18 protein-coding genes and 2 tRNA genes are annotated in these 21,529 nt (G+C 73.2%); 11 read left to right on the forward strand and 9 right to left on the reverse strand.

Annotated features, from left to right (window positions below):
- The 7 genes from hypE to J5X75_RS17220 are packed head-to-tail and all read right to left on the reverse strand — an operon-like array spanning nucleotide 1 to nucleotide 8,264.
- Nucleotides 1-1,050, reverse strand: coding sequence for a hydrogenase expression/formation protein HypE (gene hypE, locus J5X75_RS17190; protein ID WP_208468412.1), 1,050 nt, complete (start codon nucleotides 1,048-1,050; stop codon nucleotides 1-3).
- Nucleotides 1,047-2,138, reverse strand: a complete 1,092-nt coding sequence (hypD, locus tag J5X75_RS17195) for a hydrogenase formation protein HypD (RefSeq protein ID WP_208468413.1) — start codon at nucleotides 2,136-2,138, stop codon at nucleotides 1,047-1,049. Before hypD ends, hypE begins: the two co-directional genes overlap by 4 nt.
- Nucleotides 2,125-2,376, reverse strand: coding sequence for a HypC/HybG/HupF family hydrogenase formation chaperone (locus J5X75_RS17200; protein WP_208468414.1), 252 nt, complete (start codon nucleotides 2,374-2,376; stop codon nucleotides 2,125-2,127). The genes hypD and J5X75_RS17200 overlap by 14 nt, the downstream gene beginning before the upstream one ends.
- Nucleotides 2,376-4,856: a carbamoyltransferase HypF gene (gene hypF, locus J5X75_RS17205; RefSeq protein ID WP_208468415.1), complete on the reverse strand. Its 2,481-nt coding sequence runs from the start codon at nucleotides 4,854-4,856 to the stop codon at nucleotides 2,376-2,378. The genes J5X75_RS17200 and hypF overlap by 1 nt, the downstream gene beginning before the upstream one ends.
- Before the next feature lie 5 nt (nucleotides 4,857-4,861).
- Nucleotides 4,862-5,314, reverse strand: coding sequence for a hydrogenase maturation protease (locus tag J5X75_RS17210; protein WP_208468416.1), 453 nt, complete (start codon nucleotides 5,312-5,314; stop codon nucleotides 4,862-4,864).
- Nucleotides 5,311-6,510, reverse strand: coding sequence for a hypothetical protein (locus J5X75_RS17215; protein ID WP_208468417.1), 1,200 nt, complete (start codon nucleotides 6,508-6,510; stop codon nucleotides 5,311-5,313). The genes J5X75_RS17210 and J5X75_RS17215 overlap by 4 nt, the downstream gene beginning before the upstream one ends.
- Nucleotides 6,507-8,264, reverse strand: a complete 1,758-nt coding sequence (locus J5X75_RS17220) for a nickel-dependent hydrogenase large subunit (protein WP_208468418.1) — start codon at nucleotides 8,262-8,264, stop codon at nucleotides 6,507-6,509. Before J5X75_RS17220 ends, J5X75_RS17215 begins: the two co-directional genes overlap by 4 nt.
- Before the next feature lie 122 nt (nucleotides 8,265-8,386).
- Between J5X75_RS17220 and J5X75_RS17225 the strand changes: the two genes are divergently transcribed.
- A complete protein-coding gene (locus J5X75_RS17225; protein WP_208468419.1) occupies nucleotides 8,387-8,716 on the forward strand; it encodes a hydrogenase maturation nickel metallochaperone HypA in 330 nt (109 codons plus the stop codon).
- Nucleotides 8,717-8,718: 2 nt separating this feature from the next.
- A complete protein-coding gene (gene hypB, locus J5X75_RS17230; protein ID WP_307798124.1) occupies nucleotides 8,719-9,375 on the forward strand; it encodes a hydrogenase nickel incorporation protein HypB in 657 nt (218 codons plus the stop codon).
- A 3-nt stretch (nucleotides 9,376-9,378) separates the two neighbouring features.
- Here the strand turns inward: hypB and J5X75_RS17235 are convergent, their stop codons facing one another.
- Both J5X75_RS17235 and J5X75_RS17240 read right to left on the reverse strand, forming a co-directional pair.
- A complete protein-coding gene (locus J5X75_RS17235; protein WP_208468420.1) occupies nucleotides 9,379-9,906 on the reverse strand; it encodes a hypothetical protein in 528 nt (175 codons plus the stop codon).
- A 242-nt stretch (nucleotides 9,907-10,148) separates the two neighbouring features.
- Nucleotides 10,149-11,102, reverse strand: a complete 954-nt coding sequence (locus tag J5X75_RS17240) for an NADH-quinone oxidoreductase subunit B family protein (RefSeq protein WP_208468421.1) — start codon at nucleotides 11,100-11,102, stop codon at nucleotides 10,149-10,151.
- 76 nt (nucleotides 11,103-11,178) lie between these two features.
- Here J5X75_RS17240 and J5X75_RS45995 point away from each other — a divergent pair, with 76 nt between their 5' ends.
- From J5X75_RS45995 to J5X75_RS17285, 9 genes are all read left to right on the forward strand, one after another.
- The gene (locus J5X75_RS45995) at nucleotides 11,179-11,694 is read left to right on the forward strand and encodes a helix-turn-helix domain-containing protein (RefSeq protein ID WP_208468422.1); all 516 of its coding nucleotides are present in this window, start codon (nucleotides 11,179-11,181) and stop codon (nucleotides 11,692-11,694) included.
- 83 nt (nucleotides 11,695-11,777) lie between these two features.
- Nucleotides 11,778-11,850, forward strand: a tRNA-OTHER gene (locus tag J5X75_RS17250).
- Nucleotides 11,851-11,882: 32 nt separating this feature from the next.
- On the forward strand, nucleotides 11,883-12,977 hold the full coding sequence (locus J5X75_RS17255) for a leucine-rich repeat domain-containing protein (RefSeq protein ID WP_208468423.1): 1,095 nt from the start codon (nucleotides 11,883-11,885) through the stop codon (nucleotides 12,975-12,977).
- Between the two features lie 424 nt (nucleotides 12,978-13,401).
- On the forward strand, nucleotides 13,402-15,216 hold the full coding sequence (locus tag J5X75_RS46400; RefSeq protein ID WP_372450896.1) for an ankyrin repeat domain-containing protein: 1,815 nt from the start codon (nucleotides 13,402-13,404) through the stop codon (nucleotides 15,214-15,216).
- The gene (locus tag J5X75_RS17265; protein ID WP_208468424.1) at nucleotides 15,213-16,892 is read left to right on the forward strand and encodes an ankyrin repeat domain-containing protein; all 1,680 of its coding nucleotides are present in this window, start codon (nucleotides 15,213-15,215) and stop codon (nucleotides 16,890-16,892) included. Before J5X75_RS46400 ends, J5X75_RS17265 begins: the two co-directional genes overlap by 4 nt.
- 226 nt (nucleotides 16,893-17,118) lie before the next feature.
- Entirely contained in the window at nucleotides 17,119-18,534 is a 1,416-nt protein-coding gene (locus tag J5X75_RS17270; protein WP_208468425.1) for an ankyrin repeat domain-containing protein, read from the forward strand.
- Nucleotides 18,535-18,589: 55 nt separating this feature from the next.
- Nucleotides 18,590-18,664, forward strand: a tRNA-OTHER gene (locus tag J5X75_RS17275).
- Between the two features lie 67 nt (nucleotides 18,665-18,731).
- Complete coding sequence (locus J5X75_RS17280) at nucleotides 18,732-20,243, forward strand: ankyrin repeat domain-containing protein (protein WP_208468426.1); 1,512 nt, start codon at nucleotides 18,732-18,734, stop codon at nucleotides 20,241-20,243.
- Nucleotides 20,240-21,415: an AAA family ATPase gene (locus tag J5X75_RS17285; RefSeq protein ID WP_208468427.1), complete on the forward strand. Its 1,176-nt coding sequence runs from the start codon at nucleotides 20,240-20,242 to the stop codon at nucleotides 21,413-21,415. The genes J5X75_RS17280 and J5X75_RS17285 overlap by 4 nt, the downstream gene beginning before the upstream one ends.
- Nucleotides 21,416-21,529 lie beyond the last annotated feature (114 nt).

Consider the following 21,529-nt stretch of genomic DNA (forward strand, 5'->3'; position numbering starts at 1 on the left):
TCAGCAGATCCGGGGGAGCTGCTCGCCGATCGGCATCGAGATCACCCGGGTGCCGCCCAGCGCGGTCCGGGCCACCACCATCCCGGGATGCCCGGCCACGCACGTCCCGATCCGGCGCGCGCCCGTCCCGTACGGGTGGGCCCGCATCGCCGCCAGCACGTCGTCCGCCTGGTCGGGGCGGACGAACGCCACCAGCCGCCCCTCGTTGGCGACCTGCAACGGGTCGAGCCCGAGCAGGTGGCAGGCGTCGGCCACGCCGTCCGGCACCGGCAGGTCCCGTTCGGTCAGTTCCACCCCGACCCGCGCGGTCGCCGCGATCTCGTTGAGCGCCGCGGCCAGCCCGCCCCGGGTCGGATCGCGCAGCACGTGCAGGTCGGCGCCGGTGGCCAGCATGGCGGCGACCAGCCCGTGCAGCGGCGCGGTGTCGCTGGCCACCGTCGTCGCGAACTCCAGGCCCTCCCGCCGGCTGAGCACCGCCACCCCGTGCCGCCCGAGGTCCCCGCTGATCAGCACGGCGTCGCCGGCGGCGGCCCGGCGCGGCTCGATCTCCACCCCGTCCGCCACCACACCCACACCGCTGGTGGTCAGGTACACGCCGTCGCCGCTGCCGTGGCCGACCACCTTGGTGTCGCCGGTGACCAGCCGCACCCCGGCCGCGGTGGCCGCCGCGCCCATGGCCGCCGTGATCCGGCCGAGGTCGGCGAGCGGCGTGCCCTCCTCGAGGATGAACGCGGCCGACAGGAAGAGCGGGGTGGCGCCGGCCATCGCCAGGTCGTTGACGGTCCCGTTGACGGCCAGGTCGCCGATCGAGCCGCCGGGGAAGAACATCGGCTGGACCACGTACGCGTCGGTGGTGAACGCCAGCCGCGCCCCGCCCGCCTCGACCACCGCGCAGTCCCGCTCGGCGGTGCCGCCGGCGTCCCCGTACCCGGGAACGATCAGATGCCGGACGAGGTCCGCGGACATCGCGCCCCCGCCGCCGTGCCCGGCGACCACGTGGGGGGTGTCGCGCAGCGGCGCCGGGCAGGTCCAGCCCTCGAAGTCGATCATCCGGCGACCCGCCGGTACGCGTAGTACGCCGCGCAGGCCCCCTCGGACGACACCATGGTCGCGCCGAGCGGCTGCCGGGGCGTGCACACCCGGCCGAACGCCGCGCACTCGTGCGGTTTGATCAGCCCCTGGAGCACCTCCCCGGACCGGCACAGCGCCGACTCGGCGGCCCGTACCCCGCTCACGTCGAACCGGTGCTCGGCGTCGAACTCCCGGTACCGGTCGGTGAGCCGCCAGCCGCTGCCCGGGATCGTGCCGATGCCCCGCCACGCCCGGTCGGTCACCTCGAAGACGTCGGCGAGCATCTGTCGGGCCACCGGGTTCCCGGTCTCGGGGACCGCCCGCGGGTAGGCGTTGCGGGTCTCGTGGCGGCCCTGTTCGAGTTGCGTGATCGCCTGCCGGATGCCCTCCAGCACGTCGAGCGGCTCGAATCCGGTGACCACGATCGGCACGCCGTACTTCTCCGACAGCGACGGGTACTCGGACGTGCCCATCACACTGCACACGTGCCCGGCCGCCAGGAACCCCTGCACCCGGCACCGCGGCGACTCCATGATCGCCGAGATGGCCGGCGGCACCAGCACGTGCGACACCAGCAGCGAGAAGTTGCGGATCCCGAGCCGGCGCGCCTGGTGCACGGTGAGCGCGTTGGCCGGGGCGGTCGTCTCGAACCCGATGCCGAAGAACACCACCTGGCGGTCCGGGTTGTCGCGGGCGATGCCGAGCGCGTCCAGCGGCGAGTAGACGACCCGGACGTCGGCGCCCGCGCTGCGCACCTCGAACAGGTCCCGCCCGCTGCCCGGCACCCGCAGCATGTCGCCGAACGAGCAGAAGATCACCCCCGGCCGGGCGGCGATGGCCAGCGCCTTGTCGATCACCGACAGCGGGGTGACGCAGACCGGGCAGCCCGGCCCGTGGATCATCTCGACGCCGTCCGGCAGCAGCTGGTCGATGCCGTGCCGGATGATCGAGTGGGTCTGCCCGCCGCACACCTCCATGAGCGCCCACGGCCGGGTGGTGGCGGCGTGGATCTGCCGCAGCAGGCTGCGCGCCAGGTCCGGGTCGCTGAACTCGTCAAGGTACTTCACCGAACTCCTCTTCCAGGAGGCCCAGCCGGGTGAACTCGTCGAGGGTGCGGCGCGCCGACTCCTCGTCGAGCCGTTGGATGGCGAAACCGACGTGCACGATCAGGTATTCGCCGGGTGCCGCGTCCGGCACGTAGTGCAGGCACACGTCCTTGCGCACGCCGCCGAAGTCGACCTCGGCCATCGGCGTGCCGTCGACCACGGTCACGCGCACCACCCGCCCGGGCACCGCGAGGCACATCAGGCGGCGCCCGCGACGGCCAGCTGGCCCAGGGCGATGCCACCGTCGTTCGGCGGCAGCAGCCGGGGCCACAGCACGACGAAGCCACGGTCGCGCAGTTCACGGACCGCGCCGGTGAGCAGGATCGCGTTCTGGAAGACGCCGCCGCCGAGCGCCGCCACGTCGAGGCCGGTCGACTCCCGGCAGCGTTGCGCCTGGGTGACGATCAGGTCGATCACGGCGGCGTGGAACCGGGCGCCGACCAGCGTGGCCGGCACACCGGCCAGCACGTCGGACGCGACCGCGCGGATCAGCGGGCCGGGATCGGCGACACCGGATTCGTCGATCTTCCAGGGGTACGCCGTGCCGCCCGCCTGGCGGCTGAGCCCCTCCAGGACCAGGGCCGCCTCGCCCTCGTACGTCACGGTCTGCCGCACCCCGGCGATCGCCGCCACCGCGTCGAACAGCCGCCCCACACTGGACGTCGGCACACACGCCAGCCCGGTACGCAGCTGATGGGCGAGGATGTCCCGTTCCGCCTCCGGGCAGGCGGCCACCGGGGGCAGCGCCGGATCCCACGGCACCCCGGCCGACCGCAGATGCGACAGGGCCATCCGGTAGGTACGGCGTACGCTCGCGTCCCCACCGGCCAGCGGGACGTAGCCGACGTGCCCGGCCCGCTCGAACCCGGCGTAGCCCGCGATGAGGATCTCGCCACCCCAGATCGCGCCGTCGGTGCCGTACCCGGTCCCGTCGAACGCGATCCCGATGACCCGCTCGCCCGCGCCGAGACCGTGTTCGGCCATCACCGCGGCGATGTGCGCGTGATGGTGCTGCACGGTCCGCACCGGACGGCCGCCCGCGTTGGCCCGCGCCCAGCAGCCGGACCGGTAGCCCGGATGCTGATCGGTGACGAGCGTCTTCGGCTCGACCCCGGCGATGTCGCCGAGATGTGCCGCGAGCGTGTGCAGGGTCTCGACAGTGGACAGGTCGTCCATGTCGCCGATGTGCTGACTCATCCATACCGAACGGCCGTCGCCGACCGCGCACGCGTTCTTCGCATCGGCGCCGGCCGCCAGCGACGGCCCGATCGCGAACGGCAACGGCACCGGCATCGGCGCGTAGCCGCGGGCCCGCCGCAGGATCACGTCGCCGCGCACCACCGAGTCGTCGCACGCCACCCGGATCTCCCGGTCGTGCCGCAGCCACGCGTCGGCCAGCCCGGCCAGCCGCCGCAGCGCGTCGGCGTCGTCCGTCACGATCGGCTCGCCGGCCACGTTCCCCGAGGTCATCACCAGCACGTCCGGGCCCGGCGGGTCGCCCGGCAGCCCGAACAGCAGCACGTGCAGCGGCGTGTAGGCCAGCATCACACCGACGTCCGGGCTGTCCGGCGCCACCTGGCCGGCGAGCCCGCCGCCGGATCGGCGCGGGACCAGCACGATCGGGCGGCGGGCTCCGGCGAGCAGGTCACGGTCGCGGTCGGTGAAGACCCCGATCCGGTACGCCGTCCGCGCGCCCGCCACCATCACGGCGAACGGTTTCCCGCCCCGCCGTTTGCGCCGGCGCAGTTCGGCGACCGCGTCCGCGTTGCGGGCGTCGCACGCCAGGTGGTAGCCGCCCAGCCCCTTGACCGCCACGATCCGCCCGGCGGCCAGCAGCGCCCGCGCCTCGGACAGGGCGTCGGCGCCGGTCATCGTCATCGGCCCGAGGATCAGCTCCAGGCGGGGGCCGCAGTCGTGGCAGGCGATCGGCTGGGCGTGGAACCGGCGGTCGGCCGGATCCTCGTACTCGGCCCGGCACCGCCCGCACATCGGGAACCGGGCCATAGTGGTGGCCGCCCGGTCGTACGGCAGCCCGGTGACGATCGTGTAGCGGGGCCCGCAGTTGACGCAGGAGATGAACGGGTGCCGGTGCCGCCGCCCGCCCGGATCACGCAGCTCGCCGAGGCAGTCGTCGCAGATCGCCACGTCCGGCGCGGCCAGGGTGCGGGCCGGGCCGCCGGTGGACGCCTCGATCCGGAACCCGGCGGTGCCGCGTACCTCCTGCTCCCGTTCCTCGACCGCGGTGATCACGGCGAGCGGTGGGCCCTCGCGCAGCCGCAGCCCGTACTCGTGGACCGCGTCCGGGCAGCCCTCCACCTCGACGGCCACCCCGTCGGCGGTGTTCGTCACCGATCCGGCCAGGCCCAGCCCGGTCGCCGTGGTGTACGCGAACGGCCGGAACCCGACGCCCTGCACCAGCCCGGACACCGCGAACCGGCGGCGGACCGTCCGGGCCCGCCCGACCAGCTCCAGGCCGCGCAGCGCCTGCCCGGCCCGCTCCGCGTCGATGATCTCCACGGCGAACCCGAGATGGATCAGCACCCAGTCACCGGGCTCCGGCGGCGTCTCCAGCATGCCGATGTTGACCGGCCGGCGCGCACCGACCACGTCGACGGTGGCCAGCTGCCCGGCCGCGCCCGCCAGAATCTCCACCACCCGTCCGGGGATCCCGAGACACACCCCGGTCACCCCTGTGTCGCTGTGCTGATCAGGGCGCGGACCGTGGCGACGGCCTCGGGGACGGCGGCGGCCACCGGGGCGGAGAGGCCGATGCGCTCGCCGACGTTGGCGACCCGGCAACCCACCACATAGGTGCGGGGCAGGGCGCCGCCGAGCCGGGCCACCGCGGCCAGCACGGCGAGCGGGTCCATGGCGTGGCCGTCGAAGCCGCCCGGGCCGACGTCGGCCGGGTCCACCTCGAGGACCTCGACGGCGCCCGGAGTGCCCGGGGGCAGGGCGTCGACGAGGATCAGCGTGTCGTGGCCGTCGATGTCGTGGGCCAGGTGCAGGCCACGGATGCCGTAGTCGGCGACCCGCACCCCGTCCGGCAGCGGGCCCGCGGCCAGCCGCCGCGCCACCTCCGGCCCGAACCCGTCGTCACCCAGGAACACGTTGCCGATGCCGGCGATCAGGATCACGACACCGGCTCCAGCTCGTCCGGGGCGAAGTACAGGAAGCGGCCGTAGCCGTCGTGCAGGTCGGCGGCCGGGTCGTCGAGCAGGACGACGGCCACGTGGGTGCCGCCGTCGACGTCCGTGATCACCTCGTTGACCAGGGCGATCCGGCCGGCCAGGAACAGGTCCTGGGCGTCGGCGCGGCGGGCCGGGCGCAGCCGGACCAGGGTGCCGTGCGTGATCGTCCCGGCGTCGATGCGGGTGCCGTGCAGGCTGAGCAGCGCGTCGTCGCCGAGCGCGTCGCAGCGGTCGACGATCGCGGCGGCGCGCGGGTCGGTGGCGCGGGCCTCGATCTTCTCCTGGTCGGTCATGGTTCGCACCCTCAAGGTCAGCAGTTCGTCGATCTCGCATCCGTCGAACAGGTCGCCGGGGCTGTGCCCGGCCAGGCGCGGGTGGTCGTACAGGATGATCGGGGCGCCGAGCAGCAGCCGGGTCTCCCCGGGCGGTCCGGCCAGCACCGGCCAGCAGCGGTCCTGCCGGCAGCGGCGCGCCGCCGGGATCGGCTCGCGCACCGACACGAACTCCGCGTCGTGTGCCTCCACCATCAGGTGCGCGGCGATCAGCGAGTGCCGGGTCGCGCTTTCCTTCTCCGGTACGGGCTCCGCGTGCTCGTTCGTGACGGAGACGGTGAGCCGCAGCAGCCCGTCGTCGGCCTGTACCGAGGTGCGGACGCGGGCGGTCAGTGGCCACCGGCGGCGGACCACCCGCCCCACCGGCCGTCCGTCGCCGTCATGGACCGGTTCGACGTCCTCGCCGCCGGGCACCTCGACCGGGAACTCGGCGTCGCCGTGCACCGGCAGATCCGGCAGCGTGATCTCCCGTTCCACGGCCTCGTCCCAGCTCAGCAGGGTGGTGTCGCCGACCCGGAGACGCTCGGCCGGTTCGTGGCCGCCGCCCGCGAGCCGCCGCTGCACCTCGCGGGACTGGAGTTGCAGGAACCGCAGGCGGACCGTGACCCAGCCGGCCCCGTCCGGGGTGAGCAGGCACTGCATCGACATCTCCGGCGGCTCGGCGAACGCGGCCGGCGCCGCCCCCGGCGGCCCGAGCACCCCGAACTGCCAGCGGGACCGGTTCTTGGCGGCCCCCGCCCGGTACGGGTAGAGCAGGTAGCCCTCGTAGAGCACGGTGTCGGCGACCGCCCGCACGCTGTCCAGGCTCATGACACACCGACCCCGGCGGACTGGGTGGGGGAGTGCAGCACCTCGATCTTCTTTCCGCCGCCCAGGTACATGTGCACGCCGCACGGCAGGCACGGGTCGAAGCTGCGCACCGTACGCATGATGTCGATGCCTTTGAAGTCGTCGCGGCCGTTCTCCTCGAAGATCGGCTGGCCCTGGACGGCGTCCTCGTACGGTCCGGGGGTGCCGAAACTGTCGCGGGGGCTGCCGTTCCACGGGGTGGGCGGGTACGGGTGGTAGTTGGCGATCCGCCCGTCCCGGATGACCATGTGGTGCGACAGGGCGCCGCGGACCGCCTCCGAGAAGCCGCAGCCGATCCCCTCGTCGGGCACCTCGTAGGGCTCCCACGTGCGGGTCCGCCCGGCCCGGATCTCGGCGAGCGCCCGCTCCGCGAAGTGCAGGGCGCAGGCGGCCGCGTACGCCTGGAAGTAGGTTCTGGCCCGGTTGCGTTCCAGGGTGTTGCTCCAGCGGGGGATCCGCCACTCGAACTCGACCGGCCCTTTCAGCGCCGTCTTGGGCAGGCTGATCCGCACGCCGCTGCCGGTGGCGCGCACGTAGCCGAAGTCGACGGTCCCGGCCAGCGCGGTGCTCCAGAGCCGGGCCAGCGGGCCGCCGCCGGTGTCCAGGGCGAGGTAGTCCCGGCCGTTGAACCAGCGCGGCGACATCACCCAGCTGTACCTGCCGTCCAGGTCGCGTTTCTGCGGGCGCGGGTTGGTGTGCTGGTTCCACGGGTGGCGGCGGTCCACCGGGTTGCCCAGCGGGTCGGCCGTCACGAACATCTCCTGGTCCTCCCAGTCGTCGTAGTAGGACGAGCCGAGCAGGATCCGGATCCCCAGGTTGATCTTCACGAGGTCGGTGGTGACCAGTTTGCCGTCGACCACGATCCCGGGGGTGACGAACATCCTGCGTCCCCAGGCGGCCATGTCGGCGTACCGGAAATCGCAGTGTTCTGGATCTTGAAAGGATCCCCAGCAGGCCAGCAGCACCCGGCGCTCGCCGACGTGCTCGTAGCCGGGCAGCGCCGTGTAGAAGAAGTCGAACAGGTCGTCGTGCATCGGCACGGACCTCTTCATGAACTCGACGTAGCGCATCAGCCGGGTCAGGTAGTCGGTGATCAGCTGGGTGCTCGCCGGCGTGCCGACCCCGCCGGGGAACAGTGTGGACGGATGCGGGTGGCGGCCCTCCATGAGGCAGAACATCTCTCGGGTGAGGCGGCTGACCTGGAGTGCCTCCCGGTAGAACTCGCCGGTGAACGGGTTCAGCGAGCGCATGATGTCGCCGACCGTGCGGAAACCGTGCTCGCCGGCGTGCGGCGCGGCGGTCCGGTCGGCCAGCTCCAGCACGCCCGGGTTGGTCTCGGCGACCATCCGCTCGCAGTAGTCCACCCCGACCAGGTTCTCCTGGAAGATGTTGTGGTCGAACATGAACTCGGCCGCCTCGCCCAGGTTGACGATCCACTCGGCCAGTGCCGGCGGCTTCACCCCGTAGGCCATGTTCTGCGCGTAACAGGAGCAGGTGGCGTGGTTGTCACCGCAGATCCCGCAGATCCGGCTGGTGATGAAGTGCGCGTCGCGGGGGTCCTTGCCCTTCATGAAGACCGAGTAGCCGCGGAAGATCGAGCTGGTGCTCCGGCACTCGGCGACCACTCGTTGCTTGAAGTCGATTTTCGTGTAGATGCCGAGGCTGCCGACGATCCGGGTGATCGGATCCCAGGCCATGTCGACGAGCTCGCTCATGTCGCCTTTCCGGGCCTCACTTTGGTGTGACGCCGCTAACAGCGTTCTCCCGGCCGTGCAAGACTGTCAATCCGCGCCACCTGACCGGGGTACAGCGTCATCGAACGCGGGAGACGAGCTCCATGCACGAGCTGGCGATCGCCGAGAACATCGTCGACACGGTCTGCACCCGAGCCGCCGGACGGCCGGTGCGGCGGGTCACCGTCCGGATCGGAGCGCTCACCGCGGTCCTGCCGGACGCCATGCTGCTCTGCTGGGATCTGGCCGCCACCGGCACCGCCGCGCACGGCGCCGCCCTCGACCTCGACCTGCGCCCGGCCGTGGTGTTCTGCCGCGCCTGCCGCACCGATCAGCGGCTGCCCGACATGATCCCGCTGTGCCCGTGCGGCAGCGCCGACGTCACCGTCACCGCGGGCCGGGAGCTGCACATCGTGTCGATGGAGGTGGCCTGAGAGTGTGCTACGACGAACCGGCCGTCACGGTCACCCTCGAGGAACGGGTGCTGGCCCGCAACGACGACCTGGCGCGGGCCAACCGAGAGCTGCTGACCGGCCGCGGGATCCGGGCGATCAACCTGATGAGCTCACCGGGCTCCGGCAAGACCACGCTGCTGGAGCGGACCGTACGGGAGCTGCGGCGCCCGGTCGCGGTGATCGAGGGAGACCAGCGGACCCCGCTCGACGCCGACCGGATCCGCGCGGCCGGCGCCCCGGTGGTGCAGGTCAACACCGGGGCCGGCTGTCACCTGGACGCCGCGATGACCCGGCGGGCGCTGGACGACCTCGACCCGCCGCCCGGCTCGCTGCTGTTCGTGGAGAACGTCGGCAACCTGATCTGCCCGTCGCTGTTCGACCTCGGGGAGCACGCGCGCGTGGTGATCGTGTCGGTCACCGAGGGGGCGGACAAACCGCTCAAGTACCCGTACATGTTCGCGGTGGCCGACCTGGTCGTCATCAACAAGACCGACCTGCTGCCGTACGTGGACTTCGATGTGGACGCCTGCCGCCGGCACGTCACCGCGGTCAACCCGGGCGCGACGATCCTGACGGTCTCCGCCACCCGGGGCGACGGCCTACCGGACTGGTATGCGTGGCTGTCCGGCGGCGGATGACGATCAATTGACAGACCTTTCCGCGTACGGATGAAGCGTCTCCCGGCGCCAGACCGGCAGCAGGCCGGCGCCGAACGGCGTGTGCCGGATCCGGAGGACCCGGTCGGCGTGCAGCCGGCTGCTGAGATCCGCCGCGATGACGGGCAGGGCGGCGGTGTGGGCGACCAGGATCGGCAGCACGCCGTCGAACAGTGACCCGGCCACTATCGCGACGTTGCCGCGCAGCCAGTCCGCGCCGTGGTGGGCCGGCAGGACCATCATCCGGCGCCGGGGAAGCAGCCGGGACAGGCCGGTGATCAGGGTGTCGGCGTCGGCCCAGCCGACCACCAGCAGCAGCCGCCCCTCCGCGAGTTCGGCGATCCCGTCCAGCACCCGGGCGGCGTCGCCGTCGTTGAGCACCACGACGGTGACCGGCCCGGCCTCCTCCTGCGTGTCCCACCAGGCGCTCTCCGGCTCGCGGAAGACCGGCCCCCGGTACGGGCCCGGAACGGCGCACGGCGACGGCCGTTTCGCCGAACGCCGGTCGAGCACGTGGACACCGGTCCACCGGCCGGAATTGTGTGCCGCCAAAGCCCGGTGCGCGGAGATTCGTCGCCAGAACACTGTGTCGCTCCTAGGGATCCGTGAGACGCCGGACTGCGGCGCGGTCCTGACGCTGCCCGAGCCCGGCGCCGCGCGGCCAGACCCAAGGCTGTCCACCCACCTCTGACCGCCCCTACGGCTCGTGTTCGCCCTGTTCACAGCCTCGACCGGACAGTTCTGTCCGGGGGTTGTCACGGCGCTTGCGTCTTTCGGGTGACCGGCTGTTCGCCCGCGACCCGCAGCGTGTAACCCCGCAGCGTCTGCTCCAGCGGCACGAACACCGGCGCCGGCGGGTCCTCGGCGAACGGCCGGAACTTGTCCGGAAACCCGGGCATCGTGCAGCCGATGCAGATGCCGCCGACGTTGGGGCAGCCACCCACCCCGTTGATCCAGCCCCGCTTCGCCACGTTGCACCGCACCACCTGGCCCCAGCAGCCGACCTTCACGAGGCACGACGCCGAACCCTGCCCGGCCGCGAAGTCGCTCTGGTCGTAGAAGGAGGCCCGGTCGCATCCGGAGTGCACGGTCGACTCGAACAGCCGGCGCGGCCGCAGCTCCTCGTCCAGCTCCAGTGGCGGACCGTCGCCGGCCACGTGCGTCACCAGGTGCATCAGCGTGTCGGTGAGGTTGTCCGGCAGGGTCGGGCAGCCGGGCACGCACACCACCGGCACCCCGTCCTTGGACCGCCAGTCCCACCCCAGGTGGTCCGGGACGCCCATCGCCCCGGTCGGGTTCCCGGCCATCCCGTGGATCCCGCCGTACGCCGAGCAGGTGCCCGCCGCCATGATCGCCGACGCCCGCGGGGCCAGCCGGTCCAGCCAGTCGGCCGCGGTGATCGGCTGCCCGGTCCGCGGATCGTTGCCGAACCCGGACCAGTAGCCGGCCGTCTTGTTCGACTCGTCCGCGATCGACCCCTCGACCACCAGGACGAACGGCTCCAGCTCCCCGCGGGCCGCCCGGTGGAACCACTCCATGAACGGCGGCCCGTTCTGGAAGTCCAGGTAGGGCCAGTGCAACTCGATCGGCGGCACCCCGGGCAGCGCGCCCAGCACCAGATCCTCGATGCTCGGCTGAGTGGCCGCGGTGATCGCCACCGACTCGCCGTCGCAACTGAGCCCGCCGTTCATCCAGAGGACGTGCAGCATCGGTTCAGCGTAGGTGTGGATCCACCGGATCCGTTGTCACTCGTTCGGGTATCGCGGGTTTCCGTACCATCGGTACGTGCCGTCCCCGGATGTCGAGATCCTTCCCCTCACCGTGGTCGCGCAGGCGTTCCCGGCCCGGCCGTCGGCGCTGCCCGACGTCCGGGCCTTCCTGCGGCGGCAGCTCACCGGTACGCCGGTGTCCGACGAGGACGTGCGCCACCTCTGCGAACGGGTCGCCGACGTGCTGCTCGAAGCCGCCGGGGTGAGTCCCTCCATCCAGGTGTCGCTGCGGATCTTCCCGTCCGGCGCCGAGATCGACGTGCTCAGCTCGTCGGCCGCGCCGGCCGCCCCCATCGTGACGAAGGCGCCGCGGCAGCCGGCCCACGGAGCCCGGGTGACCGTGCCGGCGCCGGTGTCGTTCGCCGCCTGGTTCGCGGGACGGCTGCGGGCCGACGGGCTGACGCTGGAGGCGGCGGCCCGGCGCCTGGAGGTGTCCACCAAGACGGTCAGCCGGTGGGTGTCCGGTGCCACCGAGCCGCGGCTGCGCGACTTCCACCGGATCCGCTCCGCCTTCGGCGAGCCGCCGCTCTGACGCGGCCTGATGCCGGCGATCAGCACCCAGCCCAGCGGGCCCGCGCGGAAATGTCGGTGGGGTCGCGTATGCTCCGGCGCGGCGGAGTCGTAGCGCAGAGGTCGTCGCGCCTTGGCATCGAGCAGGAGGACGCCGGTTCGAATCCGGCCGGCTTCGCCGCCTGACCACCACCGCGGGGAGGCGTCGGCATGATCATTCGATGCCCGGCCATCAGCGATCCGGATCGCGGCCTGGCCGACCCGGGCGACTTCGACGGCATCCTGGGCCGCCTCGCCGCGCCCGAGCCGATCACCGCGCCCGAGGAGTTCGCCCGCGGCCTGCTCCGCCCCGACGGCCGCGTCGACCTGTGCAAACAGGGCCTCGGCCCGGAGCAGGCGGCCCGCGTCACCACCGTCGCGGCCGCCTCCCCACACCGCACCCACCTGCTGCTCGGCACCAACGGGCTCGGTGCCGACGGCGCCCGCGCGGTCGCCGGAGCGCTCACCCCCGGCCACCGGATCAGCACCCTCTACCTCGGCTGCAACCGGATCGACGCGGACGGCGCCGGCGCCCTCGCCGACCAGCTCGCCGCCGACGGCACGGTCCGCGCCCTCTGGCTCAAACGCAACCCGATCGGCGACCGGGGCGTGGCGCGGCTCGCCGCCGCACTCTCCGAGAACACCACCTTGCGTACGCTCGACCTGGTCAACACCGGTCTCACCGCCGCCGGCCTGGAACCGCTCGCCGACGCCCTCGCCGCCCGGCCGCCCGGCATGCAGCGCCTCTTCCTCGGCGGCAACGGCCTCGGCCCGGAATCGGTCGGTGTCCTCACCCGATTCGTCCGTGAGGGCGGCGTCCGCGAGCTGTTCCTCGCCGTCAACCACCTCGGCGACCGGGGTGCCGCCGCCTTGGCGGAAAACCTCTCGGGGTACGACATGACCCTCGGACTGGGTGGCAACGGCATCACCGACGTCGCCCCGATCGCCGCCGCCCTGCGCACGTGGACCGCCCTCGACCTGGCCCGGCCGCCGTCCGAGCGCGCCCTCGGCGGCCGTGCCAACGAGGTCGGCGACACCGGCGCGGCCCTGCTCGCCGAGGCCCTGCCGGGCAGCGCCCTGAAGCGGCTCGACGTGCGGTTCACCGGTGTCACCGGGCGCGGCGCCCGGCTCCTGCTCGCCGCCGGCGCCCACCTCGACCACCTGGGCCTCAACGGCGGCGTGCCCAGGCGCATGCGACGACAGGCCCCGAAGACCAGCACCCCACCGCACGAGGACATCAACGCGATCGTGAGCGTCTACCGTTGACGCACCAGCCCTTCCGAAGCCGGTCCCGTCGCCCCCGCTCCGTCCGTCCACCATGCTGCCCGGCTGGCTCCCAGCGCTCTCTCAGCGGTGCTGAGACAGCACCGCCGGCCGGCTGGACGAGATCAGCCGCTGTCCGGACAGCCCCTCGTCCGGTCTGTTCCCCAGCCGGCCGGGGCGGCGGGGCGAGGAGTGGGTCGTCCGGCCCTGTCCGTTCTCCGGCCACTGTGCACTGTGGTCGATCGCACCCGGCCGGCCGGACAAGACCGGCTGCCGTCCGGACCGTCCCGTCTTCCGGGACGTTGCCGGGGCGGTGGCGGGATGAGTGGGTGGTTCGGTCCGTTTTCGGGGCTGGCCGGGGCGGCGGCCGGATGAGGGGCTCGTTCGGTTCGTCTCCGGGCCGGCCGGGGCGCGTGGAGGTGGTGCGATGAGCGGGACCCTGACCGAGTGGGCGCGGATCCGTCGCTACGCGGTGCCGGAGTGGATGATCGCCGAGTCCACCGAGGCTCGCGGCCGCGGCGACTGGCGGGCCGCGTGTGCGGCCGCCCGGATCGACGTCGACCTCGACGACGAGGGCGCCGAGCTGGCCCGCCATCTCGCGCCCGACCTGCTGCGCTGGCACCTGCCCCGGGCACTCGGGGGCTATACGACGCTCGCCAACCAGCGCCAGTACGTACTGGTTCCGGACGGTCCGGTCGATCAGGACACGCTCACCCTGGTGGTCGACTCGCCGGTGTCGCTGATCGGATCGCAGCGGCTCACCCTGACGGCGGTGCGTGGCGCCCACCTCGGGCAGGAGAGCTACCTTCCGCTGCCCACCTACCTGTGGGACGCCCGCCACGCCGGTGAGCTGCGGTTCGCGCTGGGCGGTTCGGCGGAGCGGATGCCCGGGTTCACGCCGGCCGGCGACCCGCTGCCCGATGCCGAACTCGGGACCTGGGGCGACGCACCGGCGCTGGCCGAGCGGGTGCGGCTGGCACCCACCCTGGCCGCGGCGTTCACCACGGCCGGGCTCCTGGTCACCGACGACGAGGGGGAGGGCTGGGCGCGCCAGAGCGACCTTCCGGCCGTCGATTCGCTGCGGGTGGCGTTCGACGCGCGGCAGCTCACCGCCAAGTACGGGCAGAACACCTGGGCGCTGTGGGCCGACTATCGGTGGTACCTGCGGGTGACGGTCGGCGACGAGCGGATCCGGGTGGCTTGGAAGAAGTCCGATCGCGGCTGGTCCGACCCGATGCGGCACGCCCCGCGCCTGCACCGCGACCTGACCCGGTATTCGCCCGACCTCGACCTGGTCCGGGCGGGCCGGCTCACGCCCGCCGCCCTGCATCCGCTCGTCCGGGCCGCGCTGTTCCCGGCCTACTCCTCGGGCGTTGCGGCCGTCGCCTCGGCGGGTGTTCCGGAAGCCGTTTCGTCTGCCGCCTCGGCGGGTGTTTCGGAAGCTGGTTCGTCCGCGGTTTCGGTGGGTGATTCGGAAGCCGTTTCGTCTGCCGCCTCGGCGGGTGTTTCGGAAGCGGGTTCGTCCGCGGTTTCGGTGGGCGTTTCGGAAGCCGTTTCGTCTGCCGCTGCGGCGGGTGATTCGGGAGCCGGTTCGTCCGCTGTTTCGGTGGGTGATTCGTCTCGGTCGTCGGCTGGGGCGGATGTCATTCGGGTGCGTTGCGGGGGTGAGTGGCACCGGGTCGAGCTGAGCGATGGCCGGTTCGAGCTGCCGGCGCACAGTGCGGAGGAGCGGCAGCGGGAACGCGCCATGCGGGCCTTCGGTGGTGCGGTGACCGGCTGCTTCGCGGCCGAGCAGGCCTGGCGTGGCACCGGCGGCCGCCTTCCGAAACGGATCCGTGCCCACCGCAAGGACCTGTGGCTGCGCATGATCCACGGCGGCACTCGGGTCGTCCTCGAACTGCTCGACGCCGGGATGGACCCGCACCTGCGGGACAGCCGTGGCCGCACCCTGATGCACCGGGTCCGCTCCTTCGACCACGCCCGCCTGCTGCCCCGGCTGGTCGCCGAGGGGCTCGACGTCAACGCCAAGGACCTGGAGGGCAGCACACCGCTCTACCTTGCGGTGGTGCACCGGTGGCCGGCCGACCTGGTCCGGGCTCTGGCGGACGCCGGCGCCGACCCGCACCTGCCCAACCAGGACGACATGTCGGTGATCGACTACGTCGACGACGTGCTGGACTACTTCGAGGACCTCCCACCCGACTTTCTGGCCGCCGTCGAGTACGTCCGCGGGAAAGCGTGACCGACCTTCCACAGTGGCGGCGGATCCGGGCCTACGGCGTACCGGAGAGAATGATCGAGGAATGCGCCGCGGCACGGGCGAAAGGCGACTGGCAGGCCGCGTGCGTGGCCGGTGAGATCGACGTCGTCCCCGGGCCGGAGCGCCTTCCCGAGGAGCTGCTCGCCGGATTCGCTCCCGATCTGGTGCGCTGGCATCTGCCGCGGGCACTCGGTGGGCACACCACGCTGGCCACCGGTCTCGAGTATGTGCTGGCTCCGGACGGTCCGGTCGGCCCGGACACCGTCGTGCTCCGGCTGACCGCGCCCGCGTCGGTGCTCGGGTCGCAGCGGCTGCGGCTCGGCGCCGCCCGGATGGGTGACCTCGACGAGCCCACGGTCGTCCGGCTCGCGCCGTGGCAGTGGGACGTCCGGCGGGCCGGTGAGCTGCGGGCCGCGGTCGGCGGTGACGAGCGGCGGGTCCCGCGGTTCGGGCCGGCCGGGGACCGGCTCCCGCCGGCCCAACTGGGGCGGCGCGCCGACCGGCCGGGGCAGGCCGAGCGGGTCCTGCTGGACCGGGGCACCCCGGCGGCGTGGGACGCGGCCGGGATCGTCGTGGACGGCGACTTCAAGGACCCCTTTTTCGGCCGGGCCGTCGACCGGCTCCGCCGCACGGCCGCGGCCATCGATCCGCTGCGGCTGCGCCTCGAGGTCCGGCGGCTCGCCGCACAGTTCGGCGAGCCGTCGTGGGCGTTGTGGTACGACCGGTCGCGGGCGCTGCGGATCGACGTCGACGGGGACGCTGTCCAGGCGACGGTGGTCGAGGCGAACTGGTGGGAGCAAACGGCGCCGATCCGCCTGCTGCCGCGCCTGCATCCCGCGCTGCTGCGCTCGCCGGTCGACCTCGACCTGGTCTGGAATGGACTGCTCACACCGTTTCAACTGCATCCCATCGTACGGTCGGCGTTGTTTCCGATGATCGGCCCCTCGCCTGCCGGAACCGCTCCGCTCACCTCATCCTCTTTATCGCCGCGAGGAGCGCCCGCGTCTCATCCCTTCTCGCGGGTGGAAGCGGTCCGGGTGCGGTGTGGCGGGCGGTGGCATGCGGTGGAGAGCCGCGACGGGCGTCTCGTTCTGCTCTCCCACGACGGTGCCGAGCGGCGGCGGGAACGGGCCATGCGGGCCTTCGGCGGGGCGGTGACCGGGTGTTTCGCCGTCGAACAGGCGTGGACCGGGAATACCGGGCGGCTGCCGCGACGGCTGCGCGCCGTACGCGATGATCTTTGGCTTCGGATGGTGCACGGTGGAAGCCGGGTGGTCTTCGAACTGCTCGACGCCGGGATGGACCCCGGTCTGCGCGACGGGCGCGGTCGTGGCCTGATGCATCTGCTCCGCTCCTTCGACCATGAGCGTCTGCTGCCGCGGCTGCTGGCGGCGGGGGCCGACGTCGACGCCCCCGACCGGGAGGGCAACACGCCGCTCGCCACCGGTGTCGCCCAGGGCTGGCCGCTCGGCCTGATCGAGGCGCTGGTCGCGGCCGGGGCGGATCCCGGTTGCCGGGCGTACAACCACAAGGACCTCACCCTTCTCGAAGCCATCGGTCTCCAGGATCAGATGCGGTCCGAACCCCGGCCCGCGGAGGCGCTCGCCGTGATCGACTTCCTCAGGAGGCACGGAGGTGCGTTCGCGACGGAGTCGTAGCGCAGAGGTTCGACGCGCTGGGAGGACCCGCCGAAAATGTCGGTGGGTCGCCGTATGCTCCGGCGCGGCGGAGTCGTAGCGCAGAGGTCGTCGCGCCGGGAAGACATTCAGGAAGACGCCGGTTCGAATCCGGTCGGCTCCGCCACCTCAGCAACGACACGGGGGTGGACCGATTTCTGCTCTGGGAGACTGGCGGCTCGTCCGCCGCTACGCGGTCCCCGACTGGATGATCGCCGAGTGCGCGGCGGCCCGGGAGCGCGGCGACTGGCGGGCCGCCTGCGCCGCGGCCCGGATCGACGTCGCGTTCACCGACGCCGGGCCGGTCGCCGGCCTGCTCGCCGGTTTCGCGCCCGACCTGCTGCGCTGGCATCTGCCACGGTCGTCCAGCGGAAACGCCGCTCTCGCCACCGGGATGCGGTTCCTGCTGGCCCCCGATCGGCCGATCACACCGGACACCTGGGTCCTCGTGGTGCGCTCGCCCCGGTGGGTGACCGGGACCCAGCGGCTCACCCTCGAAGCGGCCCGTGCCGGGGATCTGGAGGAGGGGCCGGTCTTCCCGCTTCCGCCCCATCTGTGGGACGCCCGCCGATCCGCCGAGCTGCGTGCGCCGGCGGCGGGTGACACAGCCGATCTCCCGGCGGTGGCCCCGACCGCGCGACCACGCGGGGCCGGGACGATCGATCTGTGGGCCTCGGCCGGGTGGTTGATCGACCAGGCGGACGCCCGATCCTGGCCCCGGGCCGATCGGGCCACCTTGGACGGGATGGATCCGTGGACGGCCGCGCGCACGCTGCGGTGGATCGCCGACCGATTCCGGGGCTGGTCCTTTCCGGTACGGGCGGACGGTCACCCGCGGTCGCCGGTGCGCCATGTCCGGCTCGAGGTGGCCGGGAAGCGGAACGGGATCACCAGGTCCCTGCTGGACCCACCGCAGCCGGGGATGACGCCGGCGCGACCATCCCTGCATCCGGTGCTGCTGCGGCGGCCGGTGGAGATCGGCCTGGTCGCGCGGGGGCGGATCGCGGTTCGGGAGGTGCATCCGCTGGTCCGGGCGGCGCTGTTCCCGGATGCTCCGGCCGGTTCCGTGCCGCCTCGGCGGCACGCCCACGACGTCCGGGTCAGGGTTCGCTGCGGTGGGCGGTGGCACTGGGTCGGTCTTCGCGGCAACGATCTCGACCTGCTCGAGCACACCGACGCCGACCGGATGCGGGAACAGGCGCTCCGCGCCTTCGGCGGGTCACTCGCCGGATGCTTCCGGGCCGAATCGGCGTGGTACGGCGGGGACGGCGCCGTGCCACGCGGCCTCCTCGAGCACCGGCGCGACCTGTGGCGGCGGATGGAGCACGGCGGCAGCCGGGTGGTGCTCGCCATGCTCGACGCGGGGCTCGACCCGCACCTCCGCGACGGTCAAGGGCGGACCCTGCTGCACCGGATCCACCTGTTCGACCACACCGAGTTGCTGCCCCGGCTGCTCGCCGCGGGCCTCGACGTCAACGCCGTCAGCCGGCGGGGCTGGACGCCGATGTGCGAGGCGCTGGTCCACTCCGCTCCGGCTGAGCTGCTCCAGGCGTTGAACGCGGCCGGCGCGTACCCTCAGCTCTCCCTGACCGACCCGGCCGAGTGGGCCGCCCCGCCGCCCTGACGCCCCGCAAATGCCGGCGGAAATGTCGTAGGGCTCGCGTATGCTCCGGCGCGGCGAGGTCGTAGCGCAGAGGTCGTCGCGCCCGGCATCAACCGGGAGGACGCCGGTTCGACTCCGGTCGGCCTCGCCACCTGGCAGAACCGATCGGGGGAGGGCACCGGAATGATCCGGACGAGTCATCGGTCCGGGGTGTCCCGGTGAGCCGTCGTCACGATCCGCTGGAGCTGTCCGATTGGGAGCGGGTCCGGCGATATGCGGTCCCCGGCTGGATGATCGCCGAGTGCGCCGCGGCCCGCGAGCGCGGCGACTGGCGGGCGGCCTGCGAGGCGGCGCTGTTCGACGTCGCCGTCGACGATCCCGCGCCGGTCGCCGATCTGCTCGCCGGGTTCGCGCCGGACCTGCTGCGATGGCACCTTCCGCGGACACTCGGCGGCTCGGTCCATGTCAGAGGGTGGCGGACCTATCTGCTGGCCGGTGACGGGCCGATCGGGCCGGACACCATGGTCCTGCTCGTCCGGACGCCGGACGTCCAATGCGGGGCGAACAGAATGAGCCTCGAAGCGGTGCGGGCCGACGACCTCGGGGGCCGCCCGGTTCACCCGCTTCCGCCGTGGCTGTGGGATGCCCGCCGGGCCGCCGACCTGCCGACCGTCATGCCCACCGAGCCGACGACCGACAGGGCCGCCCTGGCCGAGCGATGGACCGCGGCCGGCTGGGAGCTCGACGATGGCGGGTTCGGCTCGTGGCAGTCATGGCATGTCGCGCTGCTGCGCGGGATCGACCCGGTGCTCGCCGCCCGGGAGCTGCGGCGGATCCCCGCGCAGTTCGGCCACCGGTCGTGGGAGGTGCAGGGCCGGTGGGATGCCAGCCAGGTACGCCTGGAGAGTTCCGGGGACCGGCTCCGGGTCACCACGTCGACGAAAGCGGCCGCCGGCACCGATGCGGTGAAACTGCGGCTGCTGGCCGAGGCGCTGCAGCCGCCGATCGACCTGGCGCTGATTCGATCCGGTCAGGTCGATCCCGCCGACCTCCATCCCCTGGTCCGCGCGGCGCTGGCGCCCGCGGCGACCGGCGAGCTCGACACCTCCGTCCTGCCGGCCGTGTTCACCGAGGAGCGGGTTTTCCGGGTCCGTTGCCGCGGGGTGTGGCACTGGGTGGCCGTCCGCGCCGGCCGGCTCGAGCTGTCCGAGCACAGCGAGGCCGAGCGGCAGCGGGAGCTGTCCCTGCGGGCGTTCGGCGGTGAGATCAGCGGCTGTTTCGCCGCCGACCTGGCCTGGCGAGGGCAGGCGAAATGGCTGCCGAGGGCGCTGCGCGACTACCGCAAGGACCTGTGGCTCCGGCTGGAGTTCGGCGGCTCGCGCGTGGTCGTCGCGGCCCTCGACGCCGGCCTCGAACCACGGCTGCGGGACGGCGGCGGCCGGACCCTCGTGCACCTGCTCGGCGCCTTCGGCGACCCGGCGGTGCTGGCCCGGCTCCTCGCCGCGGGCCTCGACGTGAACGCGCGCGACCGGCAGGGCGTCACCCCGCTGTACGAGGCGGTGCTCTGGCGCTGGCCGCTACACCTGATCGTCGCTCTGGTCGAGGCGGGCGCCCGCCCTCGGATGGAGGCGCAGGGCGTCTCGCCGATCCGGTTCCTGGAAAGGCTCCGGCCACGGGACCTCACACCCGACCGCGCCGCCGTACTCAACTACCTCAAGGAGAAGGCATGACGACCGGGCTCGACGCCGCCGACGAACTGCTGCGCCAGATCAGGGTCACGCGGACCGAGCCGGTCACCGACCACCGGGCCGCGGCGCTGGCCCTGTGCGTGGCCGCGAACCTTCCGGTGCTGCTCTGGGGCGAGCCGGGCATCGGCAAGTCGGCGACCCTCGCCCAGCTCGCCGAGGGCCTGGACGCGCCGATGGAGACGGTCATCGCCAGCGTGCACGAGCCGTCCGACTTCGCCGGCCTGCCCATCGTCGGCGACGACCCGGCCGTTCAGGGTGTGCCGATGGCGCCACCCGACTGGGCGGTCCGGCTCGCCCGGCACGGACGCGGCCTGCTCTTCTTCGACGAACTGTCGTCGGCGCCGCCGGCCGTGCAGGCCGCCCTGCTCCGGGTGGTGCTGGAGCGGCGGGTCGGCAGCCTCGTCCTCCCCGACGAGGTGCGGATCGTGGCCGCCGCGAACCCGCCGTCCAGCGCCGCCGACGGCTGGCATCTCAGCCCGCCGCTGGCCAACCGGTTCGTTCACCTGCACTGGGCGCACGATCCACGGGTCGTCGCGCGAGGACTGTCCGGTGTGTGGCCACGGATCGAAGTGCCGGCCGTGTCGCTGGACCGGGCGCCCAGCGCGCTGGCACGGGCCCGCGGTGTGATCGCCGGCTTCCTGACCGCCCGCCCCGGGCTCACCCACCACCTGCCCACCGACGCCGAGGCGCGCGGCGGCGCCTGGCCCTCCCCACGGACCTGGGACATGGCCTTGCGCCTGCTGGTCTTCCACTTCTGCGCCGGCGCCGGGCGGGAGGCGCTGGCCACCGCGATCATCGGCGCGGTCGGTGACGGTCCCGGCCTGGAGCTGACCACCTACCTGGACGAGCTGGACCTGCCCGACCCGGAGCGGGTGCTCGCCAACCCGGCCGCGTTCGCCCTGCCCGACCGGGGTGACCGCCAGCTGGCGTTGCTCACCGCGGTGGTGGCCGCCATCGAGGCCTCGGTGACCCGGGACCGCTGGGAGGCGGGCTGGACCGTGCTCGCGAAGGCCGTCGACGCCGGGGTGCCCGATGTGGCCGCCCGGGCCGCGTTCGACCTGGCCCGCATGCGGGACCCGAAGTGGCCGGTCCCGTCGTCGATCGACGCCTTCCTGGACGTCCTCACCGCTTCCGGGATGCTGAGTGGCGCCTGACCCGAACCCCGCCGCCCCGGCGCCGGCCGGCGGGGTGGTGCCCGGGCTTGACCCGGTTGTTCCTGCGCAGGTTGTTCCCGCGTCGGCTGTTCCCGCGCTGGGTCATCCGGCGGC

Origin of the sequence: Actinoplanes flavus (assembly GCF_017592555.1) — a bacterium.
In the GTDB taxonomy this organism is placed as follows: domain Bacteria; phylum Actinomycetota; class Actinomycetes; order Mycobacteriales; family Micromonosporaceae; genus Actinoplanes; species Actinoplanes flavus.

Excerpts from the sequence above, each read along its gene's own strand:
- J5X75_RS17215 (WP_208468417.1), bottom strand. The coding sequence starts at position 6,510 with ATGAGCCTGGACAGCGTGCGGGCGGTCGCCGACACCGTGCTCTACGAG.
- J5X75_RS17255 (WP_208468423.1), top strand. The coding sequence starts at position 11,883 with ATGATCATTCGATGCCCGGCCATCAGCGATCCGGATCGCGGCCTGGCC.
- J5X75_RS17200 (WP_208468414.1), bottom strand. The coding sequence starts at position 2,376 with ATGTGCCTCGCGGTGCCCGGGCGGGTGGTGCGCGTGACCGTGGTCGAC.
- hypE (WP_208468412.1), bottom strand. The coding sequence starts at position 1,050 with ATGATCGACTTCGAGGGCTGGACCTGCCCGGCGCCGCTGCGCGACACC.
- J5X75_RS17240 (WP_208468421.1), bottom strand. The coding sequence starts at position 11,102 with ATGCTGCACGTCCTCTGGATGAACGGCGGGCTCAGTTGCGACGGCGAG.
- J5X75_RS46400 (WP_372450896.1), top strand. The coding sequence starts at position 13,402 with ATGAGCGGGACCCTGACCGAGTGGGCGCGGATCCGTCGCTACGCGGTG.
- J5X75_RS17270 (WP_208468425.1), top strand. The coding sequence starts at position 17,119 with ATGATCGCCGAGTGCGCGGCGGCCCGGGAGCGCGGCGACTGGCGGGCC.
- J5X75_RS17285 (WP_208468427.1), top strand. The coding sequence starts at position 20,240 with ATGACGACCGGGCTCGACGCCGCCGACGAACTGCTGCGCCAGATCAGG.
- J5X75_RS17220 (WP_208468418.1), bottom strand. The coding sequence starts at position 8,264 with ATGAGCGAGCTCGTCGACATGGCCTGGGATCCGATCACCCGGATCGTC.
- J5X75_RS17225 (WP_208468419.1), top strand. The coding sequence starts at position 8,387 with ATGCACGAGCTGGCGATCGCCGAGAACATCGTCGACACGGTCTGCACC.